The 16,788-nt window shown below is 70.0% G+C and carries 17 protein-coding genes; 6 read left to right on the top strand and 11 right to left on the bottom strand.

Going from position 1 to position 16,788, the window contains the following annotated elements; genetic code table 11:
• Positions 1–12: 12 nt before the first annotated feature.
• Both JTJ31_RS04500 and JTJ31_RS04495 read left to right on the top strand, forming a co-directional pair.
• Positions 13–1,128, top strand: coding sequence for a vWA domain-containing protein (locus JTJ31_RS04500; protein WP_457852399.1), 1,116 nt, complete (start codon positions 13–15; stop codon positions 1,126–1,128).
• Between the two features lie 242 nt (positions 1,129–1,370).
• A complete protein-coding gene (locus tag JTJ31_RS04495; protein WP_207537425.1) occupies positions 1,371–1,997 on the top strand; it encodes a response regulator transcription factor in 627 nt (208 codons plus the stop codon).
• Here the strand turns inward: JTJ31_RS04495 and JTJ31_RS04490 are convergent.
• The 7 genes from JTJ31_RS04490 to JTJ31_RS04460 form a co-directional block, all read right to left on the bottom strand.
• Entirely contained in the window at positions 1,994–2,740 is a 747-nt protein-coding gene (locus JTJ31_RS04490) for a metallophosphoesterase family protein (protein ID WP_207537424.1), read from the bottom strand. The genes JTJ31_RS04495 and JTJ31_RS04490 overlap by 4 nt on opposite strands.
• The gene (locus tag JTJ31_RS04485; protein ID WP_207537423.1) at positions 2,737–3,570 is read right to left on the bottom strand and encodes a diacylglycerol/lipid kinase family protein; all 834 of its coding nucleotides are present in this window, start codon (positions 3,568–3,570) and stop codon (positions 2,737–2,739) included. The genes JTJ31_RS04490 and JTJ31_RS04485 overlap by 4 nt, the downstream gene beginning before the upstream one ends.
• Positions 3,571–3,625: 55 nt before the next feature.
• Positions 3,626–3,961, bottom strand: coding sequence for a hypothetical protein (locus JTJ31_RS04480; RefSeq protein ID WP_236019887.1), 336 nt, complete (start codon positions 3,959–3,961; stop codon positions 3,626–3,628).
• A gap of 242 nt (positions 3,962–4,203) precedes the next feature.
• Positions 4,204–5,046: a YihY/virulence factor BrkB family protein gene (locus JTJ31_RS04475; RefSeq protein WP_207537422.1), complete on the bottom strand. Its 843-nt coding sequence runs from the start codon at positions 5,044–5,046 to the stop codon at positions 4,204–4,206.
• Between the two features lie 74 nt (positions 5,047–5,120).
• Complete coding sequence (locus JTJ31_RS04470) at positions 5,121–5,912, bottom strand: PRC-barrel domain-containing protein (protein WP_207537421.1); 792 nt, start codon at positions 5,910–5,912, stop codon at positions 5,121–5,123.
• A 33-nt stretch (positions 5,913–5,945) separates the two neighbouring features.
• Positions 5,946–6,338 carry a YtxH domain-containing protein gene (locus tag JTJ31_RS04465; protein ID WP_207537420.1) on the bottom strand — a complete coding sequence of 131 codons (393 nt, stop codon included), beginning with the start codon at positions 6,336–6,338 and terminating at the stop codon, positions 5,946–5,948.
• A gap of 53 nt (positions 6,339–6,391) precedes the next feature.
• On the bottom strand, positions 6,392–6,838 hold the full coding sequence (locus tag JTJ31_RS04460) for a Dps family protein (RefSeq protein WP_207537419.1): 447 nt from the start codon (positions 6,836–6,838) through the stop codon (positions 6,392–6,394).
• Positions 6,839–6,922: 84 nt separating this feature from the next.
• Here JTJ31_RS04460 and JTJ31_RS04455 point away from each other — a divergent pair, with 84 nt between their 5' ends.
• Entirely contained in the window at positions 6,923–8,629 is a 1,707-nt protein-coding gene (locus JTJ31_RS04455; protein ID WP_207537418.1) for an AI-2E family transporter, read from the top strand.
• Positions 8,630–8,647: 18 nt separating this feature from the next.
• On the opposite strand, the gene JTJ31_RS04450 is transcribed toward JTJ31_RS04455, so the two are convergent.
• From JTJ31_RS04450 to JTJ31_RS04440, 3 genes are read right to left on the bottom strand one after another with little or no spacing between them, the layout of a single operon-like run.
• Positions 8,648–11,077, bottom strand: coding sequence for a PAS domain-containing protein (locus JTJ31_RS04450; protein ID WP_207537417.1), 2,430 nt, complete (start codon positions 11,075–11,077; stop codon positions 8,648–8,650).
• Positions 11,078–11,137: 60 nt separating this feature from the next.
• Positions 11,138–12,313: a BaiN/RdsA family NAD(P)/FAD-dependent oxidoreductase gene (locus JTJ31_RS04445; protein WP_236019886.1), complete on the bottom strand. Its 1,176-nt coding sequence runs from the start codon at positions 12,311–12,313 to the stop codon at positions 11,138–11,140.
• Positions 12,310–13,044 (bottom strand): class I SAM-dependent methyltransferase, encoded by a 735-nt coding sequence (locus JTJ31_RS04440; protein ID WP_207537415.1) that lies wholly within the window; start codon positions 13,042–13,044, stop codon positions 12,310–12,312. Before JTJ31_RS04440 ends, JTJ31_RS04445 begins: the two co-directional genes overlap by 4 nt.
• Between JTJ31_RS04440 and JTJ31_RS04435 the strand changes: the two genes are divergently transcribed.
• The 3 genes from JTJ31_RS04435 (at position 13,006) to trmB (ending at position 16,461) form a co-directional block, all read left to right on the top strand.
• Positions 13,006–14,382 (top strand): D-amino acid dehydrogenase, encoded by a 1,377-nt coding sequence (locus JTJ31_RS04435; RefSeq protein ID WP_207537414.1) that lies wholly within the window; start codon positions 13,006–13,008, stop codon positions 14,380–14,382. The two genes, JTJ31_RS04440 and JTJ31_RS04435, sit on opposite strands and share 39 nt — an antisense overlap.
• A 108-nt stretch (positions 14,383–14,490) precedes the next feature.
• Positions 14,491–15,678 carry a methionine adenosyltransferase gene (gene metK / locus JTJ31_RS04430; protein ID WP_207537413.1) on the top strand — a complete coding sequence of 396 codons (1,188 nt, stop codon included), beginning with the start codon at positions 14,491–14,493 and terminating at the stop codon, positions 15,676–15,678.
• A gap of 96 nt (positions 15,679–15,774) precedes the next feature.
• On the top strand, positions 15,775–16,461 hold the full coding sequence (trmB, locus tag JTJ31_RS04425; protein ID WP_207537412.1) for a tRNA (guanine(46)-N(7))-methyltransferase TrmB: 687 nt from the start codon (positions 15,775–15,777) through the stop codon (positions 16,459–16,461).
• 33 nt (positions 16,462–16,494) lie between these two features.
• On the opposite strand, the gene rpsO is transcribed toward trmB, so the two are convergent.
• A complete protein-coding gene (rpsO, locus tag JTJ31_RS04420) occupies positions 16,495–16,764 on the bottom strand; it encodes a 30S ribosomal protein S15 (protein WP_207537411.1) in 270 nt (89 codons plus the stop codon).
• Between the last annotated feature and the right edge of the window lie 24 nt (positions 16,765–16,788).

Raw genomic sequence — 16,788 nt, 5'->3', positions numbered from 1 at the left:
TGGCTCGCCCTGGTGGGCGCCACCAAGGCCGGGGTGGCGGAGTACAATGTGGAGGATTTCTACTTCCTCGCCCGCGCGACGCTGGTGAAGGACGAGCGGCACATGGACCGCTTCGACCGCGTCTTCGCCGAGCATTTCAAGGGCGTTCTCCCCGAGACCACCATTACCGGCGAACTCATCACCCGCGACCTGCCGGAGGAATGGCTCCGCAAGCTGGCGGAGAAGATGCTGACGGAGGAGGAGCGCGCGGCGATCGAGCGCGCGGGCGGGTTCCAGGCGCTGATGGACCTGCTGCGCCAGCGCCTGGAGGAGCAGAAGAAGCGCCACCAGGGCGGCAGCCGCATGATCGGCACCGCCGGAACGTCGCCCTTCGGTGCCTATGGCGACCACCCGGAGGGGGTACGGATCGGGCAGGAAGGCGGGCGCCGCCGTTCTGCCGTGAAGGTGTGGGACAAGCGAGAGTTCCGCGACCTCGCCGACGATGCCGAACTCGGCACCCGCGCCATGAAGCTCGCCCTGCGCCGCCTGCGCCGCTTCGCCCGCCAGGGCGAGGCGGATGAGCTGGACATGGCCGGCACCATCGGCGCCACGGCACGCAACGCCGGCACGCTGGACCTGCGGATGCAGCCGCCGCGCCGCAACGCCGTGAAGGTGCTGCTGCTGCTCGACATCGGTGGCTCGATGGACGACCACATCCGCGCGAGCGAAGAGCTCTTCTCCGCCGCGCGCTCCGAGTTCAAGCACCTCGTTCACCTCTACTTCCACAACTGCCCCTATGAGCGTCTGTGGAAGACCAATGCCCGTCGTTCCGAGAACCTGATCCGGACGGAGGAGGTGCTGCGCACCTATGGCCCCGACTGGCGCGTGGTCTTCGTCGGCGATGCGAGCATGAGCCCCTATGAGCTGATCGAGCCCGGCGGCAGCGTGGAGCACTGGAACGCGGAGGCGGGCGAGGTGTGGCTGCGCCGCATCTGCGCGCATTTCCGCCGCGTCGGCTGGATCAACCCGGTGCCTGAGGCGCACTGGAGCTACACGCGCACCGTCATGCTGATCAACCGCATCCTCGAGGACCGGATGTTCCCCATGACGCTGGACGGGCTGGACCGGATGGCGAAGGCGCTGCGCTGACCGCATGAGAAAGGGCGGCCCCCGCGAAGGGGCTCGACCAAGCGGTTGCTTTCGTGATGCGGCATCCGCTCCTGCTCCTCCCGCGTCGCGCGGGATGACCGAACTCCGTCTCGTGTCCGGCCTTCAAGTCGGGAAGTCGCGCGCCACGACGGCATCCGTAGCAGCACGGGAGAAGCGGCCGGCAACCCCTGCTTCCGTTCGGCGCTGCCGCGCGTTCGGCCTTCGACCCAACGGAGCAGCGGATGACCGGGACGTTCGGTGCCTGCTACGTGGTGGATGACGACCCGGCGGTGCGCGCATCCGTCGCGCTCCTGCTCGAGGATGCGGGCTGCCACGTCAGGACCTTTCCAGACGGAGCCGCCTTCTTGCGCCTGGCCGAGGCGCTGCTGCGCGGCTGCGTGCTGCTCGACATCCGGATGCCGGGAGCCTGCGGCCTCGGCATCCACCGCGAGATGGTGCAGCACGGCTTCCTGCATTCCGTGGTCATCATGACCGCCTATGCCTCCGTGGCCCTGGCGGTCGAGGCGGTGAAGGCCGGGGTCTGTGACCTGATCGAGAAACCCTTCTCGACCGATGCGCTGTTGCGCTGCGTCGTGGCGGCGCTCGCCCAGGGACAGGCGCATTCGGCCGGTGCGGAGGCGACGGAGGCTTCCAGTCGGCTCGGCAGGCTTTCCGCTCGGGAAGCGGAGGTGCTGCGCCATGTCGTTGGCGGGTGGCAGAACAAGGAGATCGCGCGCGAGCTGGGTCTGAGCCCACGCACCGTAGAAAGATTCCGCCTCAACGCCATGGCGAAGATCGGTGCCACGAGCCTGCCGGAGGCGGTGCGCATCGCGCTGGAAGGCGGGCTGCGCGCCCTGGATCCGCGCTAGAGGGGCCGCACCCGCCAACCTTCCTCCGTCGCCTCATGCGCCTCGATATTCAGCGGGCCGTCATCCAGGGTCAGCTTCAGCCATCCCATGGGCGACCCCTTCGTGCGCGGCGAAAGCGCGGTGGGGGCCAGCACCTGCTCCGGCTTCCCGGCGATGCGCGCTGCGATGTGGAGATGGCCCGACAGCACGGCCTCCACTCCCAGCCGTGCCAGCAATTCCAGGGCGACGTCGGCGCGGCGCGGGCGCTCCCGCCCCGTCAGCCCCATCGGGTGGCGCAGCGGATGGTGGCACAGCACCAGCCGCCGCCGCTCGCCGATCATCGCGACGCGCGCCGGAAGGGAGGCGAGCTGCGCGCGGGACACGCCACCCGCCGACCAGTCGAGATGCTTCTGCATCCGCCGCACCGTATCGAGGCCAAGGATGGCCCAGTTGCCGATCACCAGCTCGCCATCGGCCACGGGAAGCCCCGCTTCCGCCCAGGCGGCGCGGGGCGAGGTGAAACGCGCCCAGAGGTCGCCGCGCGGGATGTCGTGATTGCCCGGAACCACCAGCACAGGCCGCTCCAGCCGCGCCAGGAAGCGCTGCGCTGCCGCGAACTCGCGGGCGCGGGCGCGGCGCGTCAGGTCGCCACCCACCAGCACGGCGGCGGGATCGGCGGCGAGGAGGTCCTCCACCAGCGCCTGCTCGGCCTTCAGCGTGCCTTCGCCGAAATGCAGATCGGACAGGAAGGCCAAGCGGATCATGCGCGCGGCAGCACAGCGAGGGCGAGCGGGATGAGGCGAAAGCGCAGCGGCGGCATCAGGACTCGCATCTCCCCATCCAGCGACACGCGCAGCAGGCGTGCGCGCCCATGCACGGCGAAGCGCGACCCGTGCAGGGTGATGACGGAAGCATCCTCGGCCAGCCGGCCGCGGAACCAGCGCCAAGCCAGCCGCAGCCGCTTTCCCGGTCCGGCGGGCTGGATCAGCTGCAAGGTCAGGCTCGGCCCATCGCCGGGCGCCGGCATGGTCACCACGGCGGCGAGGCCGGTGGCGCGCGTGGCCGGGGCCAGCGGCACGATCACGTCGCGCCAGGGCGGGCGGAACAGGTTGCGGCAGACCGTGACGAGAAGCGGCCACCAGGATCCGCCGGCACGCTGCATCTCGCGGAAACGCAAGAGGCGGGCGGGGCGCCCGACGATGCTCTGGTAGAGCATCGGCTCGCCATTCACGGAACCGACATCCATTCCTTCGGGCGGAAGGGGGCGGTAGAGGCGGGCGGCCTCCACCGGATCCTCAGGCAGGCCGAGGCGCAGGCAGACCCGGTTCATTGTTCCGCCCGGCAGCAGGGCGCAGGGCAGCCGCGCCGCGATGAGCCGGGTCACGAAGGCGCGCAGCGTCCCGTCGCCGCCTGCAATGAACATGGCTTCGGCGCCGGCCTCGCGCGCGGCGTCCCATTGTTCGTCGAGCGTGCCGTCGGGAATGGGAACAGGGATGAATCCAGCCTCGTGCATTGCGGCCTCGATGGCGGCACGGGGCGCTTCCATGCGGGACAGGCGGCCAGAGAGCGGATTGAGGAGGAGTGCGGCCTTCATGCCCGTATGGGAGGATGGGACCGGGCCGGCGAGTGCCGGTCCGGCCCCGTTCGCGTCAGCGGGTGGAACGCGTCGCGCGGTTCACGGCGCGGCTCGTGGCCGTGCCGGGCGGGTTCGCCGCCGTGCCGTCGGACTGGCCAGGATAGGCACCCGAGGTGTTGGTGCCGGCAGCGCGGTCGAAGGCGCGGGTCGCCTCGGTGCCCGGCGGGTTCGCACGCGTGCCGTCCGACTGGCCAGGATAGGCGCCGGAAACGTTGGTGCCGGCTGCACGGTCGAGGGCGCGCGTCGCTTCAGTGCCCGGCGGGTTGCCCCGGGTTCCATCGCGCGTGTCGGCGCAGGCGGTGACACCGAGGGCCAGCACGGCAGCCGGCAGCAGAAGCAGGTTTCGCATCAGCTTATCCTTCCTGATGAAGTCAACCCTTTCGGGTGCCAATCGAACGCCTCCGGAAGATTGCGGTTGCGGAAACCCCGCCAGCGCAGGCGACGTTCCCGCGCCATGGGCATCCTGCCCATTCCAGCAAAGGAGACGAAGCGTGCGCGGCATCCTCTTGTGGCTGATCGGCATCCCCATCCCCATCATCATCTTGCTGTGGATCTTCGGCGTTCTGAGCTGAATCTCATGCGGCGCCGGGTTCATGCGGAGGAGCGGCTGATCTCCGCGTTCAGCTCGGCGCCGAGCAGCACGACATAAGTGCTGACATAGAACCACATCAGCAGCGCCACCGCGGCGCCTAGCGGGCCATAAGTCGCGTCGTATCCCGCGAAGTTGCTGACGTAGAAGGAGAAGAGCGCGCTCGCGATCGCCCAGAGAAGCGTCGCGGCGAAGGCTCCGGCACTGAAGAGGCGCCAACCCTCCGGCGGGTGCGCTGGGCCGAAGCGATAAAGGATGCTGACCGCGATCAGCACCGCGCCCAGCAGCAGCACCATGGAGGCGGCGCGCACCAGCAGTGCCGTGAACTCGTCGAGCCCGACGAAGTCCAGGACCTGCGGAAGTCCGACCAGCAGGGCGATGCCCACCACCACCGCGAGGATCGCGCCGAACGTGATCATCAGCGCCGTGCCGTAGAAGGCGAAGGCGCCGCGCTCCTCCGCTTGGTTATGCGCGAGGTTCAGCGCCGCCATCAGCGAGCGCACCCCGGCCGAGGCGGACCACAGCGCGATCAGCAGGCTGACGCCCAGGCCGATGCCCAGCGTGGGGCGCGGGGTCGAAACCAACTCATGCACGCGCGTGGCGATGAGGAAGAAGGTGCTCTCCGGCAGGACGCGGCGCAGGATTTCCAGCTGCGGCTCCACCGTCACCGGGTCGAAGGCCATGCCGTAGATGGAGATGGCGAGGCTGAGGGCCGGAAACAGCGCCAGCATGGCGTAGAAGGCGCAGCCCGCGGAGGTGAGCGAGATCTTGTCCGATGTCGCGACCGCATAGGCGCGGCGCAGGATACCGGGGCGGCGTTCAGCGGCGATGGCGAGGTCGGACACGGCTCACCTTCCGGGGTCGCGGACATGGAAAAGGGGCGGCGCTGACGCGCCGCCCCCATGTTAAGCCACCCCGATCAGGAGCGGCGCAGGCTGCTGTAGTCGAAGGCCGGCCGGTTCTGCAGCTGTTCCTTCGTCGCGCCGGGCAGCATGATCCGCTCGCGCTCCTGGTTCCACTGCAGGTCCGAGATCGGCACGGCCACGAGGCGGGCGCCGATGCCTAGGAAGCCGCCGACCGAGATGATCGCCGTCGGCTGGTTGCCGGTGACGACGATGTCGTCCACCTCGCCGATGCTCTCGTTGCGGTCGTTGTAAACGCGCGAGCCGATGATCTGGCTCATGCGCTGCCGCTCCGCCAGCAGCCCGCCCGCCGTGCCAAGCGCACCCGCGGCACCGGCCGCGGTGGTGGAGACGTTGGCGCGGCCATCGGTCGTGGCGCCGGGGGCCGGCGTCGCCGTGGTGCTGCTGCCCATCGTGCCCATGGCCGAGGAGCCAGTGTGGCCGTGCTGGACGGTGCCGGTGCTGCCCGTGGTGCCGGTGGTCGTGGTGTTGCGGGTACCGTCGCGCGCCGCGTCACCCGCCCGGTCCGCCGCGCGGCTGGCCGCCGTGCCCGGCGGGTTGTTCGGTGTGCCGTCCGAGTTCTGCGGGAAGGCGCCCGAGGTGTTGGTGCCGGCGGCGCGGTCCAGGGCGCGTGTGGCGGCGGTGCCCGGCGGGTTGCCCGGCGTGCCGTCCGGCTGGCGCGACATGGTGGTGTCGGGCGCGGTGCCCGGCGCCGTGGTGGACTGGTTGGCCGCTTGGCCGAAAGCCAGCATCGGCGCCACCAGGGCTCCCGCCAGGATCGTCATGCCCAGCGTGTGCTTGGTCTGCATTCCCGTGTTCCTTTCGCGTTTCCCTGTTGTCACTCAGCGACGGACCAGCGCCGCAACGATAAAGCCGGCAAGGGCCGCAAGGGCGAGGGCCAGCAGCGGCTGCTCGCGCACGCGCTCGCCGATCCGCTCGCTGCCATCCCGCAGATGCGTGCGCGCCGCGTTCATGGTTGCCTCGGCTTGGTCAGCCGCCTGGGTCAGCGCGGGCGTGACCCGTTCGCTCATCAGCGTTTCGACCTTCTCGCGAAGCGCCGCGAGCTCGGCACGGGCATCATCGGCAAGATTCTGGGCGCGGTCGCCCACGTCCCGAGCCAAGCCCTGGGCCTTCTCGGACATGTCGTTGGCCATGTCCTGCGCCTTGCCGCCCAGGTCGCGTGCCTTGTCTTCCGCGGTGTTCCGCAGGTCGCCATAGGTGGTGGGGGTGTCCATCATCCGCTTCCTTGCTTGGGTGACTTTGAAACGGGCTCGCCGCCCCAGGGGTTTCAGGTGACGTGGCTGGAGAGCAGCCATGCCGCCTTCTCATGCACCTGCACGCGCTCAGTCAGCATGTCTGCAGTGGCGAGGTCATCCGCCTCGTCGGCGTCGAGGGCGAGTTCCTTCGCCCGCTCCGCCAGGGAGCGGTTATCTGCCGTGAGGAGGCGCACTGCTTCATCCGTCGCGTGCACCTCCTTGGCCTCGTCGAGGCTGGCGAGGCCCAGCATGTCGGCCAGCGAGACCGGCGCGTCGCCGCCCAGGGCGCGGATGCGCTCCGCGATGTCGTCCACCGCCTGGAACAGCTCCTGGTATTGTTCCTCGGTCAGCTTGTGGAGGCCATAGAAGTTCTTGCCGCGCGCATTCCAGTGACAGGCCTGCGTCTTGGCGAGGAGCACGTAGGTGTCCGCCAGGAAGCCCTTCAGACCTTCGGTCACGCCTTCGTTCTTGCCGGACATCCCATGCCTCCTATGAACTGAATGTCAATTCCGGGCCAGCAACGCCCGCGCGCGGCGCCGCGTTGCAGCGAGGCCGGAGGACTCATGGCACCCTTCCAGACCCATTTTACCGTTCCATCGCGCACCGATCTTGCACAGAGGCTCCTCATCGTCGCGGGGGTCGTAGCGGTGCTGTGGCTCGGGCGGGACATCCTGGCCCCTCTGGCCCTGGCCCTGCTGCTGACCATCGCGGCCTTGCCGATCGGCAACTGGTTGGAGAAGCACGGCGTGCCGCGTGTGGTTGCCGTGCTGGCGGTCATGCTGCTGCTGCTGGGGCTGATTTCCGGCGTGCTGTGGACGGTGGTGTCGCAGGCACTGACCCTGGCGGGGGAGCTTCCCTCCTATGAAACCACGGTGCGGGAGAAGCTCGTCGCCCTGACCCAGACCTCCGGCCCGATCCAGGGGGTGATGGCGCTGTTCGAACGGCTCTCGGCTGCGCTTGCCCCACCAAGCGAGAGCCCGGCGGCCACGGTCGCCGTCGCCGCCGGAGCGTCCTCGCCCTTCGCCACCATGCTGGGTGCGCTGCACATGGTGATGGCGCCCGTCGCCACGGTGCTGATCACCCTGCTGCTGATGGCCTTCCTGCTCGTGTATCGCGAGGATCTGCGCGACCGCGTGCTGCGCCTCGCCGGGACGCATGACCTGCACCGCACCACCAACGCCATGCTGGACGCGACGGACCGCGTCGGCCGCTTCCTGCTCATGCAGGTGATGATGAACGCGGTGTTCGGCGCCTCCATGGGCATCGGGCTGTGGATGCTGGGCCTGCCGAATGCCCCGCTCTGGGGCGCGCTGTGCTTCACGCTGCGCTTCATCCCTTATCTCGGCGCGCCGCTTTCCGTGCTCTTCCCCATCATCCTCGCCTTCGCCACCACGGAAGGGTGGTGGGCGGTGTTCGGTGTGGTGGGGCTGTTCCTCATCGTGGACGGCCTCGTGACCTATGTGCTGGAGCCCTGGCTCTACGGTCACTCCATCGGCGTGACGCCGATCGCCCTCGTGCTCGCCGCCGGATTCTGGGCGGTGCTGTGGGGGCCGCTCGGCCTGATCCTCGCCCCCGCGCTGACGGCCTGCATCGTGATCGTCGGGCGCCACGTGCCGGGCTTCCGATTCCTGGACGTCCTGCTGGGCGACAGCCCGCCGCTGGAGCCGCAGGCGCGGTTCTACCAGCGCCTGCTGGCCGGCGACGCGGACGGGGCAGGAATGGTCTTCGACCGCCACGCCTCCTCGGAGAATCTGGGCGACGCGCTCAACAGGTTCGTCTTCCCCGCCATCGCCCAGGTGGAGTCGGACCGCCGGCACGAGGGCTTTGGCCCCGCCCTGGCGCTGCGCGCGTCGCGCACCTTGCTCCGGGTGCTGGAGGAGCGGGGCGAGGAGGCGGCCGATCCTCACATCGTCGTGCGTCCCATGGCCGGGGCGCTGGATCATGCCGCCGCGGCAGCAGTGGGCCTCGCCCTGGTGGAGGAGGGGCATTGCGTGACGCTGGAGCCGCGCCGTGCCGACCTCGCGGTGCTGGTGATGGCATCGGGTGCGGGAAGGCCGCGCCTCTGGCGTGCCCTGCGCGCGGCGCGGCAACTGGCGCCGCGCGCCATCCTCTTCGCCGTGACCGATGAGGCGGAGCAGGCCGTTTCCTCCGCCTCGTTGGGTCCCTGGCTGACCGAGCTGCCGCGCCTGTTGGAGGAGGCCCGCCCGTTCCTTCCGGCGGAGGACTCGGAGGAGGACGAGTCGCAGCCCAAGGCCGAGGCGGCGCAGTGACGCCGGGACGCTGACGCGTCAGCCCGCGCCCTTGTGGTCGGGCAGCGTCGCTTCGCGCGCGATCCGCAGCGTCGCGCGCAGCCCCTCCTTCTCCCAACGGAAATCCGCCTCGCCATCCAGCGGCCCGTTCACATTCGCTTCGATGAGGCGGGAGCCGAAACCGGGTGAGGGCGGCGTGCCGGACAGCTCAGGGCCCGCGCGCTCTTCCCAGGTGAGGATGACACCGCGATCCGCGCCACGCCGCCAGCGCACCAGGACCTGGCCGGTCTCGACGGAAAGCGCGCCATATTTCGCTGCGTTGGTCGCCATCTCGTGCAGGACCATCGTCAAGGGCTGTGCGGCATCGCTGGACAGGCGGATCGGCGGCCCCTCGGCCAGCGCGGCGTCGCCATAGGGCTCCAGCTCGCTGCGCACGAGTTCACCCAGCTCGGCGCCGGCCCAACGTTCGCGTGCCAGGACCGTGTGGACCCGCGCCATCGCCGAGATCCGGCCTTCCAGCGCCTCCACCACCGCCTCGGCGCTGCCATGGCGCTCGGCCAGGGACAGGCGCGCCAGGGAACGCACGACGGCCAGGGCATTCTTGGCGCGGTGGTCCACCTCTCGCAACAGGAGGCGCTCCACCTCCTCCGCGCGCTTGCGGGCGGTGATGTCCAGCACGGCGGCGGTGACGGCGGCTGCGGCCGGGCTGGTGTCATAGACGGGGCGGAAGCCGCAGAGCAGGAAGCGGCGCCCGCGCTCAGTGTCCAGCGTGACCTCCACCTCCTCATGCGCCTCGCCGCTTTCCACGACGGAGCGCAGCAGGGGCATGATCTGCGGGGCGAGGGCGAGTCCCAGCTCCTCCGGCGTATGGCCCACGTATTCGCCCGGGTCCTTGCCATCGAGCGCGGCGAGGCGGCGATTCGCCGCGATGAAGCGCAGGTCGCGATTCAGCAGGGCCAGCCCGGCAGGCGCGCTCTCATAGGTGGCGCGAAGGCGACGGGCCGCGGCTTCGGCCTGGGCCTGGGCCTCTCGGAGCTCGTGCGTGTCCACGGCGATGCCGATCCAGCCCACCGTCACGCCAGCCATGTCGCGCAGCGGGCGGGCCCGCACCACCTGCCAGCGATAGGTGCGGCTGGCGGCGTGGAAGAGGCGCTTCTCCAGGAGGAATTCCGTATCGGATGTGCCGGCCCGCGCGACGGCGGTCATCCAGGCCTCGCCGGCGCGGGAGCGGTCGTCGGGGTGGATGGGCGCGGCCCAGCCGGCGCCGAGTCCCGAGCCCTGCGGCTGGCCGGTGTATTCGTGCCAGAACCGGTTGATCCAGGTGATGTGGCCGTGGGGGTCGGCGGTGAAGACGATCTGCGGCGACAGGTCGAGCAGGGCGGAAAGGCGGCTCTCGCTTTCGGCCCGAGCGGCCTCGCGGGCCTGGACCTCGGCGGCCATGGCGTCGAAGGCGGAAGCGAGGCGAGCGAATTCCCGCCCGCCCTTGATTGGCCCGACCCGTGCATTCCAGTCCTGCCGTCCCCAGCGTCGCGCGGTGGCGAGGAGGCGCCGGACCGGACGCTGCACCGCCGCCCCGAAGGCGGCGAGGGACAGCGCGAAGGTGAGCAGGAGCGAGCCGAGGATCAGCGCCACGGAACGCCGGTCCCGCGCTGCCGCATCGCGCAGCACCCGGTCGACTTCGAGCCCCATGGTGATGAACAGGCCCTCCGGCGCCACGTGGACCGGCAGGTAGGCGGCAATGCGGCGAACCCCGTCCAGCGCCGGTGCGTCGACGATGCCCGGTTCCGGCCGGTTCAGCAGCGCCATGGCGAAGGCCGGCATGCGCCGCCCCACGAAACTCTCCGGATCGCGCGAGCGGGCCAGGATCGTTCCCTCGCGATCCGCGATGGTGGAGGAGGAGCCCTCCGGCAGTTCCAGCGACAGGAGGTCGCGGACCAGCCAATCCACCGACAGGCCCAGCACCATCACCGCCTGCACATCTCCCGCGTCGTTGAACAGAGGGGTGGCGAGATGGACGCTTGGGGCGCGGCTGGCCCGGCCCGTGCCATAGGTGCCGATCACGAAGCTCCGCGTCCGGATAACCTCATCGAAATACCAGCGGTCGCGGACGTTGACGCCCCGCATCTCCTCCGGCCAGGGCGAGCAGACCGAGTCGCCGTTCAGGTCGAAGACATTGGCGACGGTGTAGCGCGTGTAGCTTTGCAGCACGCCGCGCAGGAAGTCGTCGCATTCCTCGCTGGGCCGCAGCGCCTGCACGGCGCGGTGCGCGGCCATGGCGGCGAGAACCTGCTGCGCGCCCTCCAACGTGCGGATCTGCTGCGAGGCGACGAGGCGCACCAGGCGCATTGCCTGCTGGCCCACTTGCCCCGCCCGCGCCTCACGGGCCTCGCGCTCTATCCAGACCTGCACCAGTGCAGCCGGAATCAAGGCGACGAGCAGCAGCAGGAGGGCGCGAAGAACGAGGGGCAAAGGAGACCAGCGGTTGCGAAGGTGGGTTCCATGCACTCTCGCATGGATTGGCCCGGCGCGTCACGCCGCGAGGCCGGCCACCCGCCCGCTGCTCCACGCCCACTGGAAATTATAGCCGCCGAGCCAGCCGGTCACATCCACCGCCTCGCCGACCACGAACAGCCCTGGCACAGCGCGCGCCTGCATGTCCTTCTGCGACAATTCTGCCGTGTCCACGCCGCCCAGCGTCACCTCGGCCTTCGCATAGCCTTCGGTTCCGGAGGGAACGAGCTGCCAGTCCGACAGCCGCGCGGCCAGCGCCGCGAGGCTGCGATCAGGCAGGTCGGCGAGGCGGCCCATTCCCTCGGCCAGCGCGGCGGCGAGTCGCGCCGGCAGGCGCGTGCCGAGCAGGGTGCGCGTCTCGCTGCGCCCTTGGCTTCGCTTAGCGGAAAGCAGCCAGTCCCGCGCATCGAGTCCCGGCAGCAGGTCGAGCGCGAGCGGCATTCCTTCGCGCCAATAGGACGACACCTGCAGGATGGCGGGGCCCGACAGGCCGCGATGGGTGAAGAGCAGCGCTTCCTCGAAGCGTGCCCCGTCGCAGGCGGCGCGGACAGGCAGCGAAACGCCCGACAGGGGCTGCATGAGGTCGAGCGACGCGCCCTCGAAGCGCAGCGGCACCAGAGCCGGGCGCAGGGGGGTGACGCGCAGGCCGAAGCGCCGCGCGGCCTCGGCGGCGAATCCGGTCGCGCCCATCTTCGGGATGGAGGGGCCTCCGGTGGCGAGCACCAGGGACGGCGCCTCGAAGCTGCCGCGGTCGGTCTCCACGCGGAAGCGCTCCGCCCGCTCCAGCGCTGTAATGCGGACTCCGCAGCGCAGATTCACCCCGCCCGCCGCGCATTCGTCTAGGAGCAGGCCGAGGATGTCGCGCGCGGAGCGATCGCAGAACAACTGCCCAAGCGTCTTCTCGTGCCAGGGGATGCGGTGCCGCTCGACCAGCGCCAGGAAATCCTGTGGCGTGTGGCGGGCGAGGGCGGAGCGGGCGAAGCGCGGGTTGCCCGACAGGTAGCGTGCCGGGTCGGCGCCGTGGAGGTTGGTGAAGTTGCAGCGCCCACCGCCGGAGATCAGAATCTTCTTTCCCGGCTCCGGCGCATGGTCCAGCACCAGCACGCGCCGCCCGCGCTGCCCCGCCGTGGCAGCGCAATAAAGCCCGGCGGCGCCGGCCCCCAGCACTACCACGTCGAAGGTTTCGGGCTTCAAGCGGGCGACATCTCCGCCCATGGAGCGGGAAGGGCATCGCGCAGGGCAGGGGAGGCCCCTGGCCGGAAGGCGGCATAGAGTCCGCGCGAGGCACCGAAGATCGGGTGCGGGCGGTGCATCACCCGGTCGAACCCGGCCTGGAGCAGCAGGTGCAGGATCAGCGGCGGGTTCGGCCCCCACCAATTCGTCGCGTCGCCCACCAGCTCGTCGCCTGGATAGAAGATCATGGCCGGGCGCTTCTCCTCCAGCGCGTCCTGATGCGTCTCCAGCAGCAACACCTGCCGCGTCACCTGCCCCAGCGCCTCCACGACCGGGATCGGGTCGCGCAGGTGGTAGAAGACGCCCAGGAACAGCACGAGGTCGAAGGGTTCGAGCCCGGCCGGCAGCTCGGTCGGGTCCAGGTGCCGCGCCTCGGGCCGGAGGCCGGAGGCGGCGCAGGCGAGGTCGAAGGTCTCGCGGCCGCGGAAATGCGGCGCGTCCCAGGTGAAGCTGTCCGTCGCCAGCACGCGTCCAGCGCCGCGCCGCAGCGCCGCCAAGGAGAAGCCGCCATTCCAGGCGCCGATATCGAGCACGGAAAGCCCGGACAGGTCGAAGGAGCCCAGCAGTACCTCCTCCTCCGCCCGCATGATCTCGGGCGTCTTGAGGCCGGGCGTGACGATGCCGGGGCGCAGTTCGATGCTGTGGAACCAGAAATGCCGGGCGATCTCGGCGCAGAGGGCTTCGTCATCCATGGGCGCGTGTCTAGCGCCCTATTCGGGCCAGCGGAAACGCCTGCCACCCTGGACCTCGGCCGTGCCGCGCCGCACCATGGCACCATGCATGTCCTGGTCCTGGGCGCGGGGGTCGTGGGGCTCTCGACCGCGCATCTCCTCGCCGCCGAAGGCTGGCGCGTCACCGTGCTGGATGCGGAGCACTCCCCGGGGCGGGGCGCCTCCTTCGCCAATGGCGGGCAGCTCTCCTACTCCTATGTCGCACCCTTCGCCGGGCCGGGCGTGCTGGGCAAGGTGCCGTCCTGGCTGATGGACCCGGACGGGCCGCTGCGCTTCCGGCCGGAAGCCGATCCGCATCAATGGAAGTGGCTGCTGCAATTCATCCGCGCCTGCAATGCGGAAACGGCGGAGCAAACCACGCGACGCCTTCTGCTGCTCTCCTACCTGTCGCGCGACCTGATGCGCGAGACCGTTGCGCTTCCGGACCTGGACTTCGACTTCACGCGCGCCGGCAAGCTGGTGGTGCAGCCGGATGAAGGAGGCATGGCGGGGGCGCGGCGCCAGATGGAGCTTCAGGCGCGGCTAGGCAGCCAGCAGCGCTCCCTTTCCCGCGAGGAATGCCTGGAGGCAGAGCCGGCGCTGCGTCACATCGCCCATCGCATCGCCGGCGGCATCCTGACCGAAAGCGAGGAGGCCGGCGATGCGCGCCGATTCTCCGAGGCGCTGGCCGAGCGGCTGACGCGCGGCAACGCGGCGGTGACGCTGCGCCTCGGCATGCGCATCCGCCAGATCGTCCGTGCCGATGGGCGCATCCGTGCCGTGGCGACAGAGCAGGGGCCGATCGAGGCCGACCATTTCGTCGTCGCGCTGGGAAATGGGGCGTGGCCGCTGCTGCGGCCGCTTGGACTCGACCTGCCGATCTACCCGCTCAAGGGCTATTCCCTCACCCTCGACGTGGTGGACGAATCGGAAGCCCCGCGTCTTTCCATCACCGACAGCGCGGCCAAGGTGGTCTATGCGCGCCTCGGCAAGCGGCTGCGCGTGGCCGGGATGGCCGATCTGGTCGGCCATGATCGCCGCATCGAGGAAAGCCGGCTGACGACCCTGCTGCGCCAAGCCCGGGCCGCCTTCCCGGGCGCCAGCGACTGGGGCGAGATCCGCCCCTGGGCGGGGCTACGCCCCTCCACCCCCACCGGGCTGCCGATTCTCGGCCCGACACGGGCGGCGCCCAATCTCTGGCTGAACGTTGGACATGGCTCGCTGGGCTTCACCCTGGCCATGGGCAGCGCCGCCGTGGTGGCCGCGATGATGGCGGGCCGTCGGACTCCGATTCCCACGGAAGGATTCACCCTGCCTTGACCCCCGGGCCGCACCCTGCCAAGGGGTGCGGCGCGCCGCCATCGGCAGGCGCTCCGACCGGGGGTGTCCGGTTCCACCCAACAAAGCGACAAGAGGCAGAACCACGCCATGCGCGACAAGGGCGAGTACCTGTTCACCTCGGAGAGCGTCTCCGAGGGCCACCCCGATAAGGTGGCCGACCGCATTAGCGACACCGTGCTGGACACCTTCCTCGAGGCAGACCCCTATGCGCGCGTGGCCTGCGAGACGCTGGTCACCACCAACCGCATCGTCATCGCCGGCGAGACGCGCGGCCCGGGCTCCATTACGCCTGAGCTGCTGATGCACAAGGCCCGCATGGCCGTGGCCGATATCGGCTACGAGCAGGAAGGCTTCGACTGGCGCCACGCCGACCTCGAGTGCCATCTGCACGCCCAGTCCGCCCACATTGCCCAGGGCGTGGACGCCGCCGGCAACAAGGACGAGGGCGCGGGCGACCAGGGCATCATGTTCGGCTATGCCTGCACCGAGACGCCGGACCTCATGCCGGCGCCGCTCTACTACGCGCACCTGATCCTGCGCCGCATCAGCGAGATGCGCCGCGCCAACGACGTGGCGGTGCGCGGCCTGCTGCCCGACGCCAAGTCGCAGATCACGCTGCGCTACGTGGATGGCAAGCCGGTCGGCGCCACCTCCGTCGTGCTCTCGACCCAGCATGTCGAGGGGATGGACCAGGCGCAGATCAAGGCGATGGTGAAGCCCATCATCGAGAGCAGCCTGCCCAAGGGCTGGATGTGCCCGGATGCCGAGCTCTACGTGAACCCGACTGGCACCTTCGTGATCGGCGGGCCGGACGGTGATTGCGGCCTGACGGGGCGCAAGATCATCGTGGACACCTATGGCGGCGCGGCCCCGCATGGCGGCGGCGCCTTCTCGGGCAAGGATCCGACCAAGGTGGACCGCTCGGCCGCCTATGCCGCGCGCTACGTGGCGAAGAACGTGGTCGCCGCCGGCCTCGCGGAGAAGTGCACCATCCAGGTCTCCTACGCGATCGGCGTGTCCAAGCCGCTTTCGGTCTATTTCGACCTGCACGGCACGGGCAAAGACGTGGACGAGACGAAGCTTTCGAAGGTGATCGACGGGCTCGTGAACCTGTCGCCGCGCGGCATTCGCGAGCACCTGCACCTGAACCGTCCGATCTACGTGCCGACCGCGGCCTACGGCCATTTCGGCCGCACGCCGGACGCGGAGAAGGGCACCTTCACCTGGGAGAAGACCGACCTGGTGGACGAGCTGAAGCGCGCCTTCGGCCGCTGAGGCCGCAGCGTTCCTGCTGACCCGGCGTTGTGCCGGCTGGTGTTGGAGGGCGGGACCCCGGTTCCGCCCTTCGCTTATTTTGGGGAGAGAAGCCGGATGACCCTGCCCGAAGGCGTCCCGCTGCGGCTCTATGGCCGCCGGCGCGGCCACCCGTTGCGGCCGCGTCAGGAAAGGCTGCTGGCCGAAACCCTGCCCCGGCTGCGCTTCGACCCGTCGCAACGCCCCTTGCCCGATCCGCTCTGGCTGGAAGTCGGGTTCGGCGGCGGCGAGCACGCGCTGGCGCAGCGCGAGGCGCATCCCGAGGTGACGCTGGTGGCGAGCGAGGTGTTCGAGAACGGAATATGCTCGCTCCTGTCCCGCCTCGTGCCCGATGGGGAGGAAGCGTCGGCGCCGCTGCCGCCGCGCCTGTTCCTGTGGCCGCAGGATGCGCGCGATTTGATCGCGGCCTTGCCGGACGCGTCGCTGTCGCGTCTCTTCCTGATGTTCCCGGACCCATGGCCCAAGGCGCGCCATGCCAAGCGTCGCTTCGTCCATCCAGCCATGCTGCCGGTGGTCGCGCGGGTGCTAAAGCCCGGCGCCGAATGGCGCATCGCCAGCGACGATCCGACCTATCAGGACTGGGTGATGGAGACGTTCCGCGACCAGCGGCATTTCGAGCAGGTCAGCTGCGTCGCTCTGCGGCCCGAATGCTGGCCGCCGACGCGCTACGAGCAGAAGGCGCTGCGGGAAGGGCGGACGCCCTTCTACTGGGTGTTCCGGCGCGCCAGAAAAAAGGGGGCCTAAGCCCCCTTTTCCCGTCCCTTCAGGGAAGACGCCTTAGCGGCGCAGGCCGAGACGGCCGATCAGAGCCTCGTAGCGGCCCTGGTCCTTCTTCTTCAGGTAGTCCAGTAGGCCACGGCGCTGGCCGACCAGGACCAGCAGGCCACGGCGCGAATGGAAATCCTTCGCGTGGGTCTTCAGGTGCTCGGTCAGGTTGGAGATCCGCTCGGAGAGCAGGGCGACCTGCACTTCGGGGCTGCCCGTGTCGCCGGGCTTGGTGGCGTAGTCGGAGATGAGCGCCGTGCGGCGCTCCGCAGTGATCGACATCGGGTGTGTCCCTTGCGTCTGGAG

The organism is Sabulicella rubraurantiaca (genome assembly GCF_017355885.1).
Lineage (GTDB): Bacteria > Pseudomonadota > Alphaproteobacteria > Acetobacterales > Acetobacteraceae > Roseococcus > Roseococcus rubraurantiacus.
Note: the sequence above shows the minus strand (reverse complement) of the source record. Positions and strands in the feature narration are given on the sequence as shown.

What these genes read in the sequence shown, in the direction of transcription:
- JTJ31_RS04495 (WP_207537425.1), top strand. Translation starts at nt 1,371, where the DNA reads ATGACCGGGACGTTCGGTGCCTGCTACGTGGTGGATGACGACCCGGCG.
- trmB (WP_207537412.1), top strand. Translation starts at nt 15,775, where the DNA reads ATGACCCTGCCCGAAGGCGTCCCGCTGCGGCTCTATGGCCGCCGGCGC.
- JTJ31_RS04485 (WP_207537423.1), bottom strand. Translation starts at nt 3,570, where the DNA reads ATGAAGGCCGCACTCCTCCTCAATCCGCTCTCTGGCCGCCTGTCCCGC.
- JTJ31_RS04490 (WP_207537424.1), bottom strand. Translation starts at nt 2,740, where the DNA reads ATGATCCGCTTGGCCTTCCTGTCCGATCTGCATTTCGGCGAAGGCACG.
- rpsO (WP_207537411.1), bottom strand. Translation starts at nt 16,764, where the DNA reads ATGTCGATCACTGCGGAGCGCCGCACGGCGCTCATCTCCGACTACGCC.
- JTJ31_RS04440 (WP_207537415.1), bottom strand. Translation starts at nt 13,044, where the DNA reads ATGGATGACGAAGCCCTCTGCGCCGAGATCGCCCGGCATTTCTGGTTC.
- JTJ31_RS04470 (WP_207537421.1), bottom strand. Translation starts at nt 5,912, where the DNA reads ATGCAGACCAAGCACACGCTGGGCATGACGATCCTGGCGGGAGCCCTG.
- JTJ31_RS04435 (WP_207537414.1), top strand. Translation starts at nt 13,006, where the DNA reads ATGCCGGGCGATCTCGGCGCAGAGGGCTTCGTCATCCATGGGCGCGTG.
- JTJ31_RS04465 (WP_207537420.1), bottom strand. Translation starts at nt 6,338, where the DNA reads ATGGACACCCCCACCACCTATGGCGACCTGCGGAACACCGCGGAAGAC.
- JTJ31_RS04455 (WP_207537418.1), top strand. Translation starts at nt 6,923, where the DNA reads ATGGCACCCTTCCAGACCCATTTTACCGTTCCATCGCGCACCGATCTT.
- JTJ31_RS04480 (WP_236019887.1), bottom strand. Translation starts at nt 3,961, where the DNA reads ATGCGAAACCTGCTTCTGCTGCCGGCTGCCGTGCTGGCCCTCGGTGTC.
- JTJ31_RS04460 (WP_207537419.1), bottom strand. Translation starts at nt 6,838, where the DNA reads ATGTCCGGCAAGAACGAAGGCGTGACCGAAGGTCTGAAGGGCTTCCTG.
- metK (WP_207537413.1), top strand. Translation starts at nt 14,491, where the DNA reads ATGCGCGACAAGGGCGAGTACCTGTTCACCTCGGAGAGCGTCTCCGAG.